This is a genomic window from Tamlana sp. s12 (assembly GCF_016767215.1).
GTDB classification, from domain to species: domain Bacteria; phylum Bacteroidota; class Bacteroidia; order Flavobacteriales; family Flavobacteriaceae; genus Pseudotamlana; species Pseudotamlana agarivorans.
On sequence record NZ_CP068547.1, the window covers coordinates 1,618,430 to 1,638,594 of the forward strand.

Sequence of the window (20,165 nt, forward strand, 5' to 3'; positions counted from 1 at the left end):
CCTTAATAATCTTTATGTTATATAATGTTTTTTATTGTCACATCTGCTATTTCAATAATGAGGTGTTTGATATGAGGTAGTCTTGCTCTAAAACTGATTGAATGCAGAGTGTTATAGAAACTTTACTTTTGTAGGTCACCGTGAATAGTGTAATTTTTATATATTATCTTACAGTTCTATTTGATAGTGTTCTTTTAAATGTGCTTTTATTTTATGCACATCATCGCCACAAACCTTTTTTATCTCATATACTTTTGCATCTACCAAAGTTCTATACCACCAACCTTGTAAAAAATGCCACAAAAAACCTTCTTTCCCTTCAAGAAATCCTAATTTAAAGATATAACGGTATAAAAAGTATATAAAAGCCCTTAAAAACAAAGGTTGTTTTACATATTTATGTTTCAAATTCCTTTTTTGTAAGGCTTGAGTATCCAACGTCTCTTTTTTAGACTTACTTAATAAACTTAATTCAATATCTAGTAAATCTATAGCTTCACGGATAGCATAACCTATATGTTTTTGTGTCCACCAACTTAGATTATTTAAGTTGTCATCAGAAAAAGAACCTTGGAATTCTGTAATTTTTCCTTCTAATAAATTTATATGCTCATCCATCCATCGGTTTTCGGAACGTCCTTTTCCAGTTCTGAACATTCTTAACAAACGAATATTACCTGTGCCAAACTTGATTTCTCTATTCAAAAAAACTCTTCTAAGCGGGAAGGTTATACCATTCACATCATTCTTAACTTCAGATAAATTATTCTTTAACTCCTTCAAAAGATACTCACTTAGATATTCATCAGCATCAAGTCTAAGTACCCAATCTGTATTAACTTTTAAATTATCTAAGGCCCAATTAAATTGAACTGCATAATTAACCCAGGTATTCTGAAAAAACTCTGCTCCATTACTACGAGCAATCTCTAGTGTATTGTCTGTAGAAAATGAATCAACAACAACGATTCTTTCACACACCTTATTTAACGACTGCAAACACCTTTCTAAATGAATTTCTTCATTGTAGGTTAATACAATGGCCGTAATTGATTGCTTAGTCATTTAATTCTCTTTTTTTAATAAGTTTCGCAGGATTTCCTCCAACTATTTGCCAAGAGCTTACATCCTTATAAACGGATGCAGTAGCGCCTACAACAGATCCTTGTCCAACTACAACCCCCATTCCTATGTACGCCGCCGCTCCAATCCAGGCTTGATCTTTTATAACTATTGGTGCAGTCATCAGAGGGTTATTAGATTTTGTAATGTCATGTGAGGCTGTACACAAATAAGCTTTTTGAGACACCGTAGTATGTGCTCCAATAGATATTAAATCCACATTATAACAATCTACCTCAGGCGCTAGGCACGCATATTCCTCCATGATTAAATTCCAAGGGGCGAAAATTTTAACAGATGAATAAACTACAGCTGTTTTATGTATTTTGGCACCAAAACTTCTTAGTAATATTATTTTCCATGAACTAGCAATACTTCGTGGGAATGGTCTAGCAAAAAGAAACCAAACAGTTTGCCATAGCATACGTTTAAATTGATGCCCTCTTCCTAAAGCATTTTTATATTGCGATAAATCTACTTCAGCCATTTAATCTAATTTAACAAATTCTGGTTTATCTGCTTTATCTAAAAGCCAATTATACATTTGATTTGTTTTTTCTCCAACAATATCCCACGTGAATTGGTTTTTAAGCAAGTTCAATGCTCTATTACCCATCATCGACCTTTCTTCGTCACTTAACTTAAAAAAGTTTAATATTTGTTCACTCATAGACTTAGGGTCTGTAGTGATTCTATAAGCTGCTTTTTGCATAAAACCTTCAGGTAAATTGCATTCATCTGTTATAAGTGCGGGTAAACCAAAGGACCAAGCTTCTAAAACAGCCATTGGTAATCCTTCACTAAAAGATGGTAATATAAATACATCAGCACTTTCTAATTCTCGTACCTTTTCAATACCAAATATAGGTCCTATAAATTCGATCCTTTTATTTAGTCCATATAATCGAACTAATTCTTTCAATTCTTCTTCATGATTCATTTGTGACCACCCCGCTATTTTTAGCTTCCAGTTTTTAATTTCAGAAGAATTTTTAAGTTTGTTTAATGCATGAATCAACTCTTTCAATCCTTTTTTAGGATGAATGCGACCTATAAACAATATTGTTTTAGTACTATTGTTTTCTTTTCTTATATGCTGTTCTTCTCTAAGATTAAAACCATTTGGAATTATGGCTACAGGGTTTGTTAGTCCGTATTTTCTTATGGACCTATATTCAGACTCACACAAGGCATGAATACAATCTGCTTGTCTTAAATTCCTGTTTTCAAACAAGCTCCCCACCATTCTTTTTTTCCAATTTGAATTAGATAATGCCCATGGATCTAACATCCCTCTAGGCGCTATAACCTGTTTTACTCCTGTTTTATTTTTATACCTGTTAGCTATAAAGGAAAAAAACATCCATATACCTTGTTGGTGAATGATTTTTGGAGATTCAATGTGTAATTTTCGATATAAATTAAAAGACAACCCTAAACCCATTGAAGGTAATACCTTATATTTTTGAACCCTTAACCCTTTATATGTTGCGATATCTTCTTTACTATATTCATCGTCATACGACAAAATGGATAGGTTAAACTTGTCCTTTAAACTAAACCCTAGACTTTTAACACTGTTAAACAACCCTCCTGCATTTCTTGAATTAACGGCAGTTAACAAAGTTACCTTTACTTTTTTCTTGCTCATGACTTTAATTCTGTATTTCTATACTTAATTACTTTAGCAGGATTACCTCCAACTATTGCCCATTCTGGAACATCTTTTGTAACTATACTACCAGCAGCAATTATAGAATGGTTGCCCACTCTAACTCCCGGTAAAATAATTGAACGTGTACCAATCCATACATCCGATCCAATAATTACAGCTCTTCTGATTGGTGCGCCCTGCTGAGTCATAGGAATATCTATTCTATCAAAGTTATGACTCCCTGAAAGAATAGATACATTTGGCCCCATCATTACATCATCACCAATTATTGTATCATTAGCCACCCAAGCATTTTTATTGAAGGAAGAATTATTTCCTATCTGAATGTTAACACCAGTACCAAAGTCTACCCCTTGGTGGACCTTAAATTTAGCTGAGGTTTTCAAAAATATCTTTCTAGCCAAGCTAGCTCTTAACTTCATTCCAATTCCACTTAATGGTAATGGAGGAGATGGTAAGTGTTTAGCGAATATATAATACAACAAAATATATAGTGATTTTTGAACTCCAATGCCATGACGCTTAATAACATCATTTCCCTTATCTACAAACTTAGTTTCTTTTTTCACCTATTTTTAATAAATTTAGCAGGTATCCCACCTACAATAGTATATGGAGAGACATCCTTATTTACTAAAGAATTAGCTCCAACTACTGCACCTTTTCCAATTGTAACCCCAGGAAGTATTATACAACCTCTTCCAATCCAACAATCTTCTTCGATAACTATTTTTGAACCGAAATAATCTTGATTTTTAATTGGAGTTGAAGGGTTATCAAATTTATGATTATAGTCACGTATACTCGTATATTCGCCTATAGAAGTACCTTTTCCTATTTCTATGCTAAACATAGAAGTTATATAACAACCATCATTAACCGTTACATTTTTTGAAATTTGAATAACAGATGAAGGAGAACCTTGAAACACACAGCGTTTACCTATCCTCACATTATTAGCAATTCTAATATCTGCACATGGCCAAATAAACTCCACTCTACCATCTATCGCTACGTTCTTTCCTATCTTCCTAAATCCAAATTTACCTATTGATCTATAAAATAATAACCAATACTTTTGTCTAATATATCTTGTAAAATACCATATTAAGGCAAAAGGCAATCGAATTCCGAAATTATTCATTTTAGACCATATGGACCCCTTTACTTTTGAAACAAAACTATGGTTTTTCATTTTATTGCTTTTATTAAATTATCGCCATAACTATTTAAATCATAGTGTTTTACAGTTTTAATAGCCTTTTCTCCCATAGTCAAACGAAGGTCGCGATTTGTTATTAAAATTTTCAATTTTGATTCCATCATATCAACATCACCAGCATTAAATAAAAATCCTTCTTCGTCATCTGTAATGACACTTCCTGATTGGTGAGAAACTAGCACAGGTAACCCCCAACTCATAGCTTCGAACACCACTCTAGCCGACCCTTCAAGGAAAGAGGGTAAAAAGAAAATGTCTGACGATTCATATTGATGCATCAATACTCTTTTGGGCAATTTTCCTAAAATTTTTAAATTTGGTAAATTCAATTTATAAATCATTTTAGAAATTTCTTCTGAAACCTGACCTGCCATATTAAATTTTACATTTTTTTGGTTTTGGAATCTTTTTGCCATTTCAATTAATTCCATTACTCCTTTTCTATACCCTGCATTTCCCACAAAAATGATATTAATTTCACTATGACTTTTTGAAATTCTATTGGAGATAATTTTAGTGTAATCTTCTTGAGTTAAATTGGATTCATAGCCAAAAGGGACCAACTTTATTTTACTTTCGTCCAAACCACTTTTCAGCAATTCATTGTACACATATTTCGAAGGTGCTAAAACTTTGGTAGCCAAAGCCCATTCCTTTTGTTCTCGTTCAAGCATCAGCTTACAATACTCTATATTTTCTTTTTCATCAAATCCATACAAAGTTTGAAAAGATTCATACATTTCTATTTGACTTTTACGTGGTGCAACACTTTGATCTAAAATACATTGATTTCCATTTTTTCTTGCCCATTCAAACAATTCCAAACTTGAGGTATCAAAACCATATACGCCTCCTTTATAATCATTTAAGAATTTAACCGCTTTATTATTTAAACATTTATAAGCTGTAATTTGGCAATGATATTTCTTATAAATATCGGAAGTTCTCATTCCTAGCTTAAATTTTAAAGCTAAATTCCAATCATAAAAAACTTTCTCATGTGGAATCTGTGGGTTATATCTTTTGTAGGTTTCTACTATATTTTTTGGTAACACTCTGTCCAAAAAATTAAAAACTTTTATTTTATCGGGATTATAATAAGCATCGGTAAAAAGTACATCAAGTTCTCCGTAGTTATGAAGAATTTTAGGAACTGCGTAATCTCGTCTTGCTGTTAATTGTGTTACTATCATTTTAAATACCTTAGAGGAATGAGATAAAAGAAATAAAATAAACTACCTCCAATATATAATGCACTACCCGATCCTGACAGCACTACAATATATGGAGTTACAATAGAAACGAAAGCTACATAAAACGTATCATTTCTTCTTAGTAGTTCTTCTGATATTTTTCTTAAAAAATTAAAAAGAAAATAAATAAATAATGCGCCAAACACCCAGAACTCTTTGAATGTCTCAGCTAATATAGTATTCATTAATCCTGTACTAAAAGTTTCTTGTCCGTAATATCTATAAATATCATATTTAGGTTCTGACATTAATAATGATTCTTTAAGTCCTCTACCAACTATCTGTCCCGGTATGAATAAATTTATTATTCGATTCCAATGAATTGCTCCGTATGAAAAATCTAGATTATTATTGCTAACCTCAATTTGAGATATTGCGAAACGAAGTTCTGGTGCTCCTATTAGTTTTTCACTAAATGAACTTTGGTCTAATTGCGCTTGAACACTTTCTATATTAATCTTCTTTCCATGTATAAAATTAACATTGATAGACTCCCTTAGTTCACGTATATAAAAAACAAATAAGAAAAAGATTACACCGCCTAAAATAAGTAGTTTTCTGCTAATTTTATATCCTTTTATATAGTACAATAAAAACACATTAGAGCAGATAAAAATTAAGGTTTCTGTTCTTTTTAGTCGAAATAATAAAACACCTAATATTCCTACAAATACAATAATTGCTATTCTTTTTATAAATCGTTTATTTAACTTTAATGCTGTTACCATAATTAAAGCGTAACCCACATAAACTATTTTTGCAAATACTAAATACAAGACTGGTAACCCAGAATGTTCCCTAAGTAGTATATCTTCAGGTAGACTATAGTATTTATAAAAGAAATAAAACCCTAAAAGACAGTAAACCAAACCTAAACGAAATATATTTTTGTTAGAAGCTTTGCTTCTTTTAAAAACAAAATTAAATAACGAAGTGTTGATGTAGTTGTTCCTAGAAACATACCCTCTATAAGCACAAAACTGAATTGCTATTGCATAAAATAAGCTCCAAGAAATTGTTGAGTAACTAAAAGGGTTAGGATTGTAAAAAACTACTCCTAAATAACCAACCAACACTATACCTACGAAGGAAAAATTAAACAAAGAAAAGAAAGAAAGCAATCTTGCATAGTTCAATAACGACCAACCTATAAAATAAATTGATTGAATTAGTAAAAGTACAAATAGGATTATTGAGATTTCCATTTATTTTGCTTTAAATTAAGCTTGTTAAAAAGGTATTTAACATCAGCTACTCCAGGAATAAAATGGCTAACTCCGCCCTCATATTTAAAATTCTTTATCATTAATATTAAAAACATAAATTGAGCAACCACAAACGCTAAAGCCACTCCAATTAGACCTAAACTATCTGATAAAAGAACACCCAAAACCCCCATAAAAATAATTGATACTAATCTAGAAATCAAGCCTTTATAGGGGTTTCCAGCTCCTCTAATAGATTGTTCTATAATTAAGCCAAGACCTTGAAAACAAGATGAAAAAATTAATATAATAGAAGGTAAAACGGAAGGTTCAAACGCAGATCCGTAGACAAAAGGTATAAAGTACGGTAATAAAAACGCTAGAGGGACACCTAATAAAACATAAGCTAAAAACGTTAATCGAACTGATTTAATTACTTCTTTTTTTGAATGTTTATTTTGCGCAGAATGAGTAAATGCAATAGTGGCAATAGAACCTGAGATTACACTCAGTACACCAGCAGCTGTTAAGGCAACAGAATAAAACCCTAATTGCGTACTCCCTAAAAGGAATAACAATAAAGCTTTGTCAAAATATTGATATATTGGCATTAAAAAATCTGCCAGACCAAAAGAGAAACTCACTTTGAATATATTTTTAATTGTAACATGACTCTTAAGTTTAAATGAATTCAAATTTCCAATAAGTCGCAATATCAATACAATTGCACTAGAAAAAAATAAAGCATATATACATGTCTCTATTGTTAACTTACCCAACAATTTTAAGCTAATAAGAGACAGCAGATATATTGGGTTTAAAATCAACCTAAAGAAATTATACTTTTTAAAATTTCCTTGACCGTGTTCTATAGACAAAATAGCACTAGCCATATGATTAACTAAGATAAACAAACTAAAAAACTGTGTTAGCTTGACAAGTTCTATATCTGTTCCTTCCAATATTATTGGCACTAATAGATAGCACACTAATACACCTAGTGTTCCTGTTATTAGACCACTCAATATAGCAGGCTTAATCAAACCTTTTGATTTGCTTTTTGCTGCATAAATACTAATTCCTGACTTAGTTCCAAAATTGGAGAGACTAGCAAATAAATTTGGCCAGAGGATAATCGATTCAAAAGCTCCTTTACCAACAGGACCTAAAAATCTTGATACCAATATCCCCTGAAAAACCGTTAATACCTGAATTACCATATTGGTAAAAAAAGTACCTGAAATATTTCTTTTGCTAAAAACAGTACTCATGTCTATCGTTTTTTTATCAATTTGGCTGGTACTCCTGCAACAATAGAATCTGTTTCAATATCTTTATTGACTAAGCTACCTGCTGCTATCACAGATCCACTCTCAATAGTAATACCTGCTAGAATGGTAACATTAGCACCTATCCAAACATTGTCTTTTATTACTACTTGCTCAAATTTTAAACCCTGTTTATATATAGGCTGAACTTTGCTTTCAAACTTATGATTGGCTGAGTATATACATACATGGGGACCAATTCTTACATTGTTACCTACCTCCAATCCTCCTGATCCGTCTATAACATTATATGCACCTACAGAACAATTATTCCCAAATTTTATATAACCATTTAACGGTATAAAAATAGCGCCGTCTCTTATTGAAACATTATTACCAAAAGATATAGGATTTGATCCTTTAAACTTAACATTCCATTGTATTCGACTATTTTTTCCCACTTCTAATCTAGGGTTTTGGAGTTTCCCTTTGATTAAAACTAATGATGAAATAACGTTTCTAATAAATGATCTAATGAAATTATACATACTTTATTACTTAGTCTTATAGTAATTTAAAAACCAATCTACATAATTGGATACACCTTGTATTATACTAGTGGAACTATTATAATTATACTCTTTTTGGAGTAAATTTACATCTGCCCAAGTTTGTTCAACATCACCGGGTTGCATTGGTAACATTTCTTTTCGAGCAGTCTTCTCTAGTTTATTTTCTATGGCTAAAATAAAATCTAATAATTTTACAGGTTTGTTATTTCCAATATTGTATAATCGATACAGTTCTTCTTTTTTGTTTTTGTTTATAAGTAAAGTAGTTACACCATTAATAATGTCGTCTATATACGTAAAATCACGGGACAAGTTACCCTCATTAAAAACCTTAATTGGTTGATCTTTTTCTATAGCATCTGTAAATAAAAACATAGCCATATCTGGTCTTCCCCAGGGGCCATAAACTGTAAAAAACCTTAAACCTATAGTCTCTATGCTATATAAATGGCTATAAGTATAGGCCATTAATTCATTAGATTTTTTAGTAGCTGCGTATAAACTAATTGGACGACTTACATCATCTGATTCTTTAAAGGGAATACTATCGTTATTTCCATAAACACTAGAACTACTGGCATAAACTAGTTTTGGTTTGCCATTATGTCTACAAGCTTCTAAAAGGTTTAAAAAACCAACAACATTACTATCAATATATGCTTCTGGATTTTCTAATGAAAATCTAACACCAGCTTGGGCAGCTAAATTACAAACACTATTAAAAGTGAACTTAGAAAACAACTTTGGTAGTTCAGTTCTGTCTTCTAAATTCATTCTAATAAAACTCATTCGAGATCCATAAATTTCACTTTCAGTTATTTTATTAAAACATGTCGTGTCTTTTTGATCAAAGCCTAACTCCTTTAATCTGGAAAATTTAAGGTTTATATCATAATAATCATTGATATTATCTAAGCCTACGATATTATAGCCTTTCTTTAATAAGGATTTGCATAGATGGAAGCCAATAAAGCCTGCAGCTCCTGTTACTAAAATTGTTTGTTGCATGTTTGGTTATTTTTATTCGTATGATTTTAAACTTTATATATCATACCTTTTCTTTAATGGTTTATATTTATGAAGTATCTCAATATTTGAATTTGGATGGGTTAAAAAACAATTATTCAACAATGCTTCATGACTGTAAAGCATATTGTACCAGTTTCTTGATCAATCACTTCAAATCCTGCAGCGAAACAAATGGCATTCCCTGCTACAGTATCCTATTTCATGGTAGTAGCAAAGCGCGGATAGCAATCGGTAAGACCTTCAGCAATTATGTGTAGTTTTAAACTACTGTCTTTAGAAATGGTATCTATGGCTCCCTGTTTTTCTTTCATGGCATCAATAAAGTCTTATTTTTTAGAAGACAGGTTAGGTTTGTTGGCTACCTACTATGGTGAATTTATCCTATTTTAAAGGTATTGGTGATTTTTAGATTTATCGACCATTTGCTCTAACAAGACACCTATTACGGGGTATTTACTTAAACGCGTCTATTTCTGAAATTTAAAACCTTTACTTCGGTATCTATATATCACTAAGCGTATGTTTGTTATTTGCCACAAAGGAGATATTTAATGTAAACTCTTCATTTAATTTATTGGTAGTCTATGGTTTTTTTACATTTCTAGAGGAACCTATTAGGTATATTACCTACCAATAGATTGCACTTGAAATCCGATTGCCTCTAAAGCTTCTTGGTCTAACACGTTACGGCCATCAAAAACAAAGGCAGGCTTACTCATGTTATCGTAAATTTTTTGCCAATCGTATGATTTAAACTCATCCCATTCGGTTAGTACGGCAATCGCATGTGCTCCTTCTAAGGCTTTGTAAGGATCGGTTTCGGTTTGTAAGTAGTTGGCATTTTCTGTTTCCGTTCGAGTGTTCAGGTAATTTAGATCTGCTTGCATCTGTCTAGCAGAAACTTTAGGGTCGTACACCCAAATTTGAGCTTGTTCATCCATAAGGCGATCGGCTACGTAAATGGCAGCAGACTCGCGTGTATCGTTCGTATCTTTTTTAAAGGCCCAGCCTAAGAAGGCGATTTTCTTTCCCGAAACGGTATTGTATAAAGAGGATACGATATTGTTGGCGAAGCGATCACGTTGGTGGTTGTTCATGATGATAACTTGCTCCCAGTAATCGGCCACTTCATTTAAACCTAAAGATTTCGAGATATAAACTAAGTTTAGGATATCTTTTTGAAAACAAGACCCGCCAAACCCTACGGAAGCTTTTAGAAATTTCGGTCCGATTCGAGAATCCATACCAATAGCTCTGGCTACTTCTTCCACATTAGCTTCGGTAGCCTCACAAAGTTCTGAAATGGCATTTATAGAAGACACACGTTGTGCTAAAAAGGCATTGGCCACGAGTTTTGATAACTCTGAAGACCAGAGATTGGTAGTAATAATTTGTGCTTGAGGCACCCAAGCACCATACACATCCACTAAGGATTGAATGGCTGCTTTACCTTCTGGTGTTTGATCACCACCAATTAGCACACGGTCTGGGTTCGCAAGATCCGTCATGGCTGTACCTTCAGCTAAAAATTCTGGGTTTGATAAAATCTGGAATTTGACGCCATTACCTGTATTATCCAAAATACTTTTAATGGCCTGTGCTGTTTTTACTGGAAGGGTAGATTTTTCAACAACGATTTTATCTGTTGTAGCGACCTCAGCAATCTGTCTGGCACAAAGCTCCACATATTTTAAGTCGGCAGCCATACCTTTGCCCGAACCATAGGTTTTAGTAGGTGTATTCACCGAGATAAAAATCATATCAGCCTCATCAATGGCTTGATTAACGTCAGTAGAGAAAAATAAGTTTCTTCCTCTAGCTTCCTCAACCACTTGATCTAAACCTGGTTCGAAAATTGGGAGTTTCGATAAATCGGCATCATTCCAATCGGCAATACGTTGCTCGTTTAAATCAACAACCGTTACCTTAATATCTGGATTCTTTTGTGCGATTACCGCCATGGTGGGTCCACCAACGTAGCCTGCGCCAATACAGCAGATTGATTTTATTGTTTTGTGGTTAGTGGTTGTTGGTTGTTGGTTGTTAGTTGGTGATGTTGTTTTTATGGTTTCTACGGACATAATATTTTTGACTATTGACTATTGACTATTGACTATTGATGGGTGACAGAAGACGGAGGACCGAAGACTGTTAACACTTCGACTGCACTTCGACAAGCTCAGTGTGACATTGCTCAGTGTGACAAACGTGATTTAGCATATAGCGTACGGCATACAGCTTATAACATATTGCCTACATCTTCACCTCTTTAAATGAATCTTCATTCTCCAAAAACCACTCATAAGTATCTCGAATGCCATCTTCTAAATTAATTGCTGCTTTCCAACCGAGGTTGTTCATTTTAGAAACATCCATGAGTTTTCTTGGTGTACCATCTGGTTTATTTGTATCCCAAATGATTTGGCCTTGGTGGCCAACTATTTTTTGAATAGTTTCGGCAAGGGTTTTTATAGTGACATCGGTGCCTGTGCCTACATTATATAAATGTTCTGGTAATTTGTTTTCTACGGCATATATTACGGCTTTTGCTAAGTCGTTAACATGTAAAAACTCGCGCATAGGGGTGCCGCTGCCCCATAAAGTGACCGTTGACTGTTGACTGTTGACCTTTGACGGTTCTTGGCCATTGACGTTTTTCGCTTCGTGGAATTTTCGAATCATAGCTGGTAAAGCATGCGATGATTTTAAGTCGAAATTATCATATGGCCCATAAAGATTGGTTGGCATAAGGCTTACAAAATCTTTACCATATTGATCTCTTATGGCTTTACACAAACGAACTCCAGAAATTTTAGCAATGGCATAACCGTCGTTTGTAGGTTCTAAGGGGCCTGTGAGTAAATAATCTTCTTTTAACGGTTGTGGCGCAAGTTTTGGGTAAATACAAGAGCTTCCTAAGAAAATAAATTTCGAAACGTCCTGCTTATGGGCAGCATCAATTAAATTGTTTTGAATTTGCATGTTTTCCAGTAAGAACTCAAACTGGTATTGACTATTCGCTAAAATGCCACCTACTTTGGCTGCAGCATCGATGATAACATCAGGTTTTTCAGTGCTTATAAAGTCATTTACCGAATGTTGGTTGCGTAAATCGAGTTCTTTACTGGTCTTACCGATTAGGTTGGTATATCCTTCGGCTTCTAAGGCGCACCATATCGCTGAGCCTACCATACCGCGATGGCCGGCAATGTATATTTTGGATGTTTTGGTCATAGGGGAAGGTTGTTTGTGGTTATCGTTGTCGTGAGATGCTGAAACAAGTTCAGCATGACGCTAGGTTGATTGTTTATACGTTTATTTGTTTAACTGTTTAATTAAGCTTGTTTTATTAATCAACCAAACATACAATTCGTAATCTCAACTTTTAACTTTAAACTGATTCAAACTATTCATAATAATTCAACGTCTTATAATCAGCATCAGCTAAATACTGGTCTTTTTTCATAAGGTGTAAATCGCTTTGCATCATGTCTTTTACAAGGTCTGAAAGTTCATATTGGCATTCCCATCCTAGTTTTTTATTTGCTTTAGAGGCATCACCAATTAAAAGTTCTACTTCAGTCGGTCTAAAATATCTTGGGTCTACCGCTAAAACCTCTTTACCGATTTCTAATTGGTATTCGGTGTTGTTACATGATTTTACATAGGCTTTTTCATCAACACCTTCACCTTTAAATTCTAACTCGATACCCACTTCGGCAAAACTTAATCGTACAAAGTCTCTAACGGTTGTGGTTTTTCCTGTGGCAATCACCCAGTCTTCAGCTTCATCGGCCTGAAGGATCATCCACATCATACGTACATAATCTTTGGCGTGTCCCCAGTCGCGTTTAGCGTCTAAGTTTCCTAAGTAAAATTTATCCTGCATCCCTAGGGCGATTCTTGACGTCGCGCGTGTAATTTTACGAGTTACAAAAGTTTCTCCTCGAATAGGAGACTCATGGTTAAATAAAATACCGTTACAAGCATATATACCATAGGCTTCACGATAGTTCACCGTAATCCAGAAGGCATACATTTTGGCAACAGCATAAGGCGAACGCGGATAGAAAGGCGTGGTTTCCGATTGCGGTACTTCTTGAACTTTTCCGTATAATTCGGAAGTCGAAGCTTGATAAATACGTGTTTTCTTTTCTAAGCCTAACAAACGAATAGCGTCTAACAGTCTTAAAGTACCAATGCCATCGGCATTTGCCGTATATTCTGGCATTTCAAAAGACACATGTACGTGACTCATCGCTGCTAAATTATAAATTTCATCAGGTTGAATCTCCTGAATCAAGCGAATAAGGTTCGTACTATCGGTCATATCACCATAATGCAAAATGAAGTTGCGATTTTCAATATGGGGATCTTGATATAAATGATCAATTCTATCCGTATTAAATAAAGATGAGCGGCGTTTTAAGCCATGTACGATATAACCTTTTTTTAATAAAAATTCACTTAAATAGGCCCCGTCTTGGCCTGTTACTCCGGTGATAAATGCAACTTTTTGACTCATTTTTTTTAATATTTCTTTTTTACGATAGGGCTTGCTAGGCCGGTTTGAACTGAATTGCAATGCTTCGTCATGCTGAACTAGTGTGTCATGCTGAACTCCTGCCTGCCGATAGGCACGGTGTTTCAGCATCTCATTATAATATTATGTTTTTTTATTAATGTTTTACTTTTTTTCATTGCCAAAAAAAGTAACAAAAAAGTCTAGGCTGACAAGCTTGTATCTAAATTTTTCGTTCGCCTCCTAAATTTTAGGAACTCGCTTGAATGTTTTCTACAAAATTGATTATGAGATGTAGCTCAAACAGCCTAAAATTTTACGGAGTCTTCACTTCAAATTTTACGATACCGCTTGCTAGGCCGGTTTTAACTGAAGTGCAATGCTTCGTCATGCTGAACTCCTGCCTGCCGATAGGCACGGTGTTTCAGCATCTCACATATTATATTTTTTTATCTAAAGTTTAAATTTTCACCTCATTTCTGTCCCCTTATGGATTACCGAAATGGAAATATTGTTTTCAACATCACTTCGACAAAATCAGTGTGACAAGCTCAATGTGACATTGCTCTTTTTATATGGTTCTCGTTAATGTGTTAACGAGAATAAATTATAATTAATCTCTTTTGGATAGTAAATAAACTAGCCCAAGGTTATACTGCAAATAATGACTCGTGTCTGGAGTGTAGGTGAATTTTGCAGATCCAGACATGTTAAGGGCTATGTTTTTAGTCATCCAAATATTTAGTCCCGCTGTTGGGTTAATGGTAAAACGGTTTTTAGGATCTACAGGTAATCCTGTAACGTCATTGGTATAATCACCAATAGTGGTATAACCTAAACTAGCGCCAGCGTAAAAGTCGAATACTTTCGATTTAATAAATTTTCTAAAGGAATATTTGCTTCCGATATCTACAGCGAAAAAATTAGGCTGGTTTTCAGGGCCTACCACGGTCCCATCGATAGATTTTCCTGATTTAAATTGATTAAAGGATGTGGTTGAAAAAAAACTAATGTTACTGTGCCAGTAATATTCTACGCTTAAAGTGATTGGGTTTTCGAAAGCCCAATTATAACGTCTGTTTTCTTTGATGTCGAATAAGTGATTAATAGCATTTCCAGAATCGTCAACGATATTTAGTCCGATTCCAAAACTCCAGTTGTTTTCAAATTGTGGATTTTCACTTTTAACGACACAGCACGATTGTGCTTTCGCGAAGTTGCAGCATAAGAAAGGTAGGAGCAGGGCTAGTTTTAATAATTTCATAAATGGTTTAGTAGGTTAAGGGTAAACTTTTAATTTGGGGTATAAAAAAAATCATAATTAGCGCATTTTAAAACAGTAGGTGGGCAAATGCGTTAAAAATGAATGTAGGTTATTGTAAATAAAAGATTTTCAGTCTTGTAGGTTCGTGTTTTGATGTTTTGTTCTCTAGTGATTCTTTCACTTCACTCCACCGCTCCGCCTCCTGAGTCACAGCAAAGGTTGGTATTCAAGGCGAAAAATACTTTAAAATAGGCTTAATTCCTATTAAAAGTAATTTTCATATCTAAATCCAAAAGTAATAATTGGATTCTATTGTTGCTAACTTCATGAACAAGTGCTTTTTTGCCTTCAAAAAGCCCTGTTTTAATTTTTATCCGGTCACCAGGTTGAATGCTTTCAACTTGGGCTTGGGTGTTTTTATGGCTAAGCCAATCCTTCATTACTTGTATGTCGCTATCCTTAACCATAGCAGGTTTACCCAACCAAAAAAGATAGCGTACCACTCCTGGAACTTGAAAAACCAAGTCGTGTTCGCTTTCTTTTATTTGAATAAGGACATAGGATTTTAGCAACGGCACTTCTACTTTTTTCTTCCTATCGGACCACTGACGAATTTCAGTTACCGAAGGGCAGTAGGCCGTTATGCCAAGACTAGAAAGCGCCGTAGCAACTTTCTTTTCAGTTCTTGGTTTAACATACAAGACTTTCCAATTCATTATTGTACTTTAATTAAATGTTAATTGTGTTTTTAGCAGCACATGATAACATATAATACAGATAATGATGAGCTAATAATTAGTAGGGAGAGAGAAATGATACTAATAAGTTTAATTTTTTTCACGTTTAAGGGATTAATGGATTAAAAATTTTATTTTATATCAAATTCATAATGTAATATTTCTTACAGCAAAGTTATGTAATTTTATTAACATCAGATTAACTAGATGTTAAAGATGACTGCGAATTTATGACTTTTGTGAGATGCCTAAAAAAATACTCGATATATTATCAATTTTCAAGGTTAACCGTGACTAAAATGTAAAAATGAAGTTTCAATAGTTATGCTATGTGGTATTGAAATTAGATGTCAAAGCAACTAATTGTCATAAACCTAATTTAACAGCTGTATAGTTTAACGATTTGATAACGTTAGCATCTGGTAGTTCTTTAGTTTGACTATATAATAACTCAACACTTGTGCTTTTCGTATAAAGTGATGTTGTTTAGTTTTTATCTAGTTGTTTTATCAATTTATTAATGTGGTAATTTGAAAATTTGAAAATGAAACAATGGAAGTTAAAAGTTAAATATTAGATATTAGAAGGGGAAGTTGGTTGTTAGTTGCAGCAGTTTGGATAAAAGCACGGAGTGGCAACGAGGTACAGCGATTACCCGATTAAACAAATCAACAGTTAAACGGTTAAACAATTTATTAATGAGGTAATTTGAAAATTTGAAAATGTAGAAATGAAAGGAAGAGGTTTAATATTAGATATTAAAAGTTAAATATTTGAAGGGGAGGTTGGTTGCTGGTTGTTGGTTTTTGACTGCTGTATTGGAGTAATGTTTTTGTTACAAATGAAGCGTAACGATTACCCGATTTAACAATGAAAGGTGAAAGTTTAGTGTTAGATATTAAAAGTTAAATATTAAATATTAGAAGGAGAAATTAGTTGATAGTTATAGAGGATTGGATAATAGTAGAGGATAAAAACGAGTCTCCGCGATTATCCGATTAAACAAATCAACAGTTACACAATTTATTAATGTGGTAATTTGAAAAAGGAACAATGGAAGGTAGAGGTTAAATATTATAAGGGGAAATTGGTTGCTGGTTGCAGCAGTTTGGATAAAAGCATAGAGTAAAAACGAGGTACAGCGATTACCCGATTAAACAAATCAACAGTTAAACGGTTACACAATTTATTAATGAGGTAATTTGAAAATTTGAAAATGTAACAATGAAAGGAAGAGGTTTAATATTAGATATTAGAAGTTAAATATTAGAAGGAGAAATTGGTTGATAGTTCAGTGGATTAGATAATAACAGAGGATAAAACCCAGGCTCCACGATTATCCGATATAACAAGTAAACAGTTAAACAATTACACGGTTACACAATTCACTTTTTATGAGTAAAGATTTTGGTGCGTTTTAATTAGTCTAAATTTGTAAATTTATTTTATAACGTGTATTATATTACTCAAAACAACTATATTTGTGTAATATATTACACGTTATGTCTAAAGTTAATTCAATATTATTACCAAAGTTAGAGCGTTTGTTGGAAGAAATGGGCGAGCAAATAAAATTAGCACGTCTAAGACGAAAACTAAGTACAGATCAAGTTGCCGAACGGGCAGGTACTAGTAGAAAAACGCTATATTCTATCGAAAAAGGGAAAAGCTCTGTTAGCATTGGTATTTACATTAAAGTTTTAAATGTACTTGGTTTGGAAAAGGACGTTTTGCACATAGCAAAAGATGATGTTTTAGGTCGAAAACTGCAAGATATTGGTTTAACAACTAAAGAACGCGCTCCAAAAAGAAGCTAAAAATGAAACGGACAATATATGTTTATGCCGATTGGTTGGAGTTAGGTGCAAAAAACGGTCATATTGAGCCACCCACAGCGGATTAAAGTGAGCATAGCTCGGCGGATGAAACTGAGCCACCTACAGCGGGCGAAAGTGAGCCACTAAAAAATCGATTCTATTTGTACGGCAATTCCGATCTTTTTAAACAAAAAGATCATGGCCAATAAACAGATAGATATGCGAAAAATAAAACTAATCTTTAAACTCTATGCAGCAGGTGTTAGTGTTCGTAAAATAAGCCTTCAGTTGGGGATTTCACGTAACACTATTGCTAAATATATTGCTTTCTTTAAGCGGTATCAATTAACTAGCTATGAAGTCTCAGCTATGACTTTAGAAGAGCTGGATAGGCTTTTTAAATCCGATCATAAACCAAAACCTGAGCAACTTGTTATTTTAGAAAAGTACTTCCCTTATTTTGATAGAGAACTTCGAAAAACAGGCGTCACCAAAGAACTTTTATGGGCGGAATATCACGCAAAACATCCCGATGGCTATAAGCTATCACAGTTTAGATATTGGTACCGTGAATGGACAAAAGAAGTGTCTCCTGTCATGCATTTTACCCACAAAGCAGGCGATAAATTATTTATAGATTTTACAGGAAAGAAGCTCTCTATAGTGGATAAAGACACTGGAGAAATACAAGATTTAGAAGTCTTTGTTTGTGTTTTATGTAGTAGTCAATACACTTATATAGAAGCTTGCCAGAGCCAGAAGAAAGAAGATTTTATGGCCTGTATAGAAAATGCTCTTTGGTTTTACGGAGGTGTACCACAGGCTTTAGTGCCAGATAACTTAAGGGCTGCCGTGAGTAAGAGTAGTCGTTACGAACCCAAGGTTAATGCGGATTTAGTAGATTTTGCTGCTTATTACGAAACCGCTGTATTACCAACAAGAGCTTACAAACCACGCGATAAAGCTATTGTTGAAAACACGGTTCGGATTATCTACACACGTATATTCGCTCCGCTTCGTAATGAGACTTTTCATAGCAGTACAAGCATTAATAAAGCCATACAAGAGCAGCTTAAAAAGCATAATAATATGTCTTTTAGTGGTAGAGAATACTCTAGACTCACCTTGTTTAACGAAATTGAAAAACAAGCCTTAAAACCCTTACCAGAGAAGCGTTACGAGATTAAACGACAATCCAGAGCTACGGTTCATAAAAACAGCCATATATACTTCAGTAAAGACAAGCATTATTACAGTGTACCTTACCAGCATATTGGCAAACGTGTAAAAGTTATATTCTCTGAGAGTACTATTGAGATTTACCATCAAAACGAATTATTAACTCTTCATGCCAGGCAGCGTAAGAAATACGCTTATACAACTATAAAAGAACATATGCTGTCCCATCATCAATTTATTAGCGAATGGAGCAGCGAGAAGTTTATCAGTTGGGCAAGCCAAATGGGGATACATTGCCAGACTCTAATCATTAAAATTCTAGACAAAAAACAACACCCAGAGCAATCATATAAATCCTGTTTAGGCATATTGCATTTAGTTAAAAAGGTAGGAAAACAACGTCTGGATAAGGCTTGTAAACGCGCTTTGGATTACGGTTCTTATAATTATAACATTATAGATCGCATCCTTAAAAATGTGTAGACTTCCCCTTTTTAGGACACCTTAAAGTTCGATAAATAATTATTATTTAGGTCAGATTTGATGAAGAATTTAAATTCTTCATCAAATCTGGGCATATATTCTTTAGGAGATTTTTTTCCTAGTGATTTATGCGGATGGTTAAAATTATAATCTTCTCTCCAATTATCGCTTATCTTTTGTAACTGATGTATGTCATTGAAGTAATAGGCATCTAGTATATCTTCTCTAAAGAAACGATTAAAGCGTTCTATATATCCATTTTACATTGGTTTTCCTGGTTGAGTATATTTGATTTCTATAAATTTATTTTTACACCAATTCATAAAGGTTTTAGATATAAATTCTGGCCCATTATCACACCTTATATACTTAGGCGTTCCTATTTCTTCTTTTAAACATTCAAGGGTTTCTACAACAGCCCTTGCTGGATATGATAGTCCTGCTTGAATAGCTAAGGCTTCCCGATTACAGTCGTCTATAACATTAAATACTCTAAGTTTTCTACCATCAGTCAAAACATCACTCATAAAATCCATACTCCAGTACTCGTTGAGTGCAATAGGGACTTCTAAAGGTTGTTTTACACGTTTGACTAAACGCTTTTTGTGCTTGCGTCTTAAAACTAAGTTTCATCTCGCGATACACTCGTAATACACGTTTTCTGTTCCATTTTAAGCCTTCACGACGGATTTTGTGATAGTATTCATCAAAACCTCTAGTGGGATAAGATTCGGCAAGTTCTGTGAGCTTATCAATCACTTCACTGTCATTTTTCTTGCTCTGATAGTACCACATTGACCTACTTAACCCTACAACC

Annotated in this window: 19 protein-coding genes and 1 pseudogene; 2 read left to right on the forward strand and 18 right to left on the reverse strand. The window is 33.8% G+C overall.

Translation table 11 applies throughout. From position 1 onward, the window contains the following. Window positions 1–168 precede the first annotated feature (168 nt). From JJL45_RS07010 to JJL45_RS07080, 15 genes and pseudogenes are all read right to left on the reverse strand, one after another. A complete protein-coding gene (locus JJL45_RS07010) occupies window positions 169–1,065 on the reverse strand; it encodes a glycosyltransferase family 2 protein (protein ID WP_068603119.1) in 897 nt (298 codons plus the stop codon). Continuing rightward, the gene (locus JJL45_RS07015) at window positions 1,058–1,609 is read right to left on the reverse strand and encodes a transferase (RefSeq protein ID WP_068603118.1); all 552 of its coding nucleotides are present in this window, start codon (window positions 1,607–1,609) and stop codon (window positions 1,058–1,060) included. The genes JJL45_RS07010 and JJL45_RS07015 overlap by 8 nt, the downstream gene beginning before the upstream one ends. Continuing rightward, a complete protein-coding gene (locus tag JJL45_RS07020; RefSeq protein ID WP_068603117.1) occupies window positions 1,610–2,773 on the reverse strand; it encodes a glycosyltransferase in 1,164 nt (387 codons plus the stop codon). Further along, entirely contained in the window at window positions 2,770–3,366 is a 597-nt protein-coding gene (locus JJL45_RS07025; RefSeq protein WP_202664359.1) for an acyltransferase, read from the reverse strand. Before JJL45_RS07025 ends, JJL45_RS07020 begins: the two co-directional genes overlap by 4 nt. After that, window positions 3,366–3,524: pseudogene (locus tag JJL45_RS16305) on the reverse strand (DapH/DapD/GlmU-related protein); the annotation flags it as partial. The gene JJL45_RS07025 and the pseudogene JJL45_RS16305, both read right to left, overlap by 1 nt. Window positions 3,525–3,988: 464 nt before the next feature. Beyond that, window positions 3,989–5,212, reverse strand: coding sequence for a glycosyltransferase family 4 protein (locus tag JJL45_RS07035; RefSeq protein ID WP_068603115.1), 1,224 nt, complete (start codon window positions 5,210–5,212; stop codon window positions 3,989–3,991). Beyond that, window positions 5,209–6,477, reverse strand: coding sequence for an O-antigen polymerase (locus JJL45_RS07040; RefSeq protein ID WP_068603114.1), 1,269 nt, complete (start codon window positions 6,475–6,477; stop codon window positions 5,209–5,211). The genes JJL45_RS07035 and JJL45_RS07040 overlap by 4 nt, the downstream gene beginning before the upstream one ends. After that, the gene (locus JJL45_RS07045) at window positions 6,462–7,748 is read right to left on the reverse strand and encodes an oligosaccharide flippase family protein (protein ID WP_082935920.1); all 1,287 of its coding nucleotides are present in this window, start codon (window positions 7,746–7,748) and stop codon (window positions 6,462–6,464) included. The genes JJL45_RS07040 and JJL45_RS07045 overlap by 16 nt, the downstream gene beginning before the upstream one ends. Before the next feature lie 2 nt (window positions 7,749–7,750). Further along, a complete protein-coding gene (locus JJL45_RS07050; RefSeq protein ID WP_068603112.1) occupies window positions 7,751–8,293 on the reverse strand; it encodes an acyltransferase in 543 nt (180 codons plus the stop codon). Window positions 8,294–8,299: 6 nt separating this feature from the next. Then, a complete protein-coding gene (locus tag JJL45_RS07055; RefSeq protein WP_068603111.1) occupies window positions 8,300–9,325 on the reverse strand; it encodes an NAD-dependent epimerase/dehydratase family protein in 1,026 nt (341 codons plus the stop codon). A gap of 644 nt (window positions 9,326–9,969) precedes the next feature. Beyond that, a complete protein-coding gene (locus JJL45_RS07060) occupies window positions 9,970–11,427 on the reverse strand; it encodes a UDP-glucose 6-dehydrogenase (RefSeq protein ID WP_082935919.1) in 1,458 nt (485 codons plus the stop codon). Between the two features lie 172 nt (window positions 11,428–11,599). Beyond that, window positions 11,600–12,580: a GDP-L-fucose synthase family protein gene (locus tag JJL45_RS07065; RefSeq protein ID WP_068603110.1), complete on the reverse strand. Its 981-nt coding sequence runs from the start codon at window positions 12,578–12,580 to the stop codon at window positions 11,600–11,602. Between the two features lie 172 nt (window positions 12,581–12,752). Next, the gene (gmd, locus tag JJL45_RS07070) at window positions 12,753–13,871 is read right to left on the reverse strand and encodes a GDP-mannose 4,6-dehydratase (RefSeq protein WP_068603154.1); all 1,119 of its coding nucleotides are present in this window, start codon (window positions 13,869–13,871) and stop codon (window positions 12,753–12,755) included. Between the two features lie 610 nt (window positions 13,872–14,481). Beyond that, a complete protein-coding gene (locus JJL45_RS07075; RefSeq protein ID WP_068603109.1) occupies window positions 14,482–15,132 on the reverse strand; it encodes a hypothetical protein in 651 nt (216 codons plus the stop codon). Window positions 15,133–15,386: 254 nt separating this feature from the next. Next, on the reverse strand, window positions 15,387–15,848 hold the full coding sequence (locus JJL45_RS07080) for a UpxY family transcription antiterminator (protein ID WP_068603108.1): 462 nt from the start codon (window positions 15,846–15,848) through the stop codon (window positions 15,387–15,389). Between the two features lie 1,523 nt (window positions 15,849–17,371). Between JJL45_RS07080 and JJL45_RS07085 the strand changes: the two genes are divergently transcribed. Next, window positions 17,372–17,686 (forward strand): helix-turn-helix transcriptional regulator, encoded by a 315-nt coding sequence (locus JJL45_RS07085; protein WP_068603107.1) that lies wholly within the window; start codon window positions 17,372–17,374, stop codon window positions 17,684–17,686. Between the two features lie 198 nt (window positions 17,687–17,884). Next, window positions 17,885–19,348, forward strand: a complete 1,464-nt coding sequence (gene istA / locus JJL45_RS07090; protein WP_068603106.1) for an IS21 family transposase — start codon at window positions 17,885–17,887, stop codon at window positions 19,346–19,348. An 11-nt stretch (window positions 19,349–19,359) separates the two neighbouring features. On the opposite strand, the gene JJL45_RS16310 is transcribed toward istA, so the two are convergent. Genes JJL45_RS16310 through JJL45_RS16315 form a run of 3 tightly spaced genes read right to left on the reverse strand, consistent with a single transcriptional unit; the run spans window position 19,360 to window position 20,143 of the window. Continuing rightward, on the reverse strand, window positions 19,360–19,599 hold the full coding sequence (locus JJL45_RS16310; protein WP_082935928.1) for an integrase core domain-containing protein: 240 nt from the start codon (window positions 19,597–19,599) through the stop codon (window positions 19,360–19,362). Between the two features lie 9 nt (window positions 19,600–19,608). After that, window positions 19,609–19,908, reverse strand: coding sequence for a DDE-type integrase/transposase/recombinase (locus tag JJL45_RS07100; protein WP_262895037.1), 300 nt, complete (start codon window positions 19,906–19,908; stop codon window positions 19,609–19,611). Then, window positions 19,868–20,143, reverse strand: a complete 276-nt coding sequence (locus tag JJL45_RS16315; RefSeq protein WP_082935917.1) for an IS3 family transposase — start codon at window positions 20,141–20,143, stop codon at window positions 19,868–19,870. Before JJL45_RS16315 ends, JJL45_RS07100 begins: the two co-directional genes overlap by 41 nt. Window positions 20,144–20,165 lie beyond the last annotated feature (22 nt).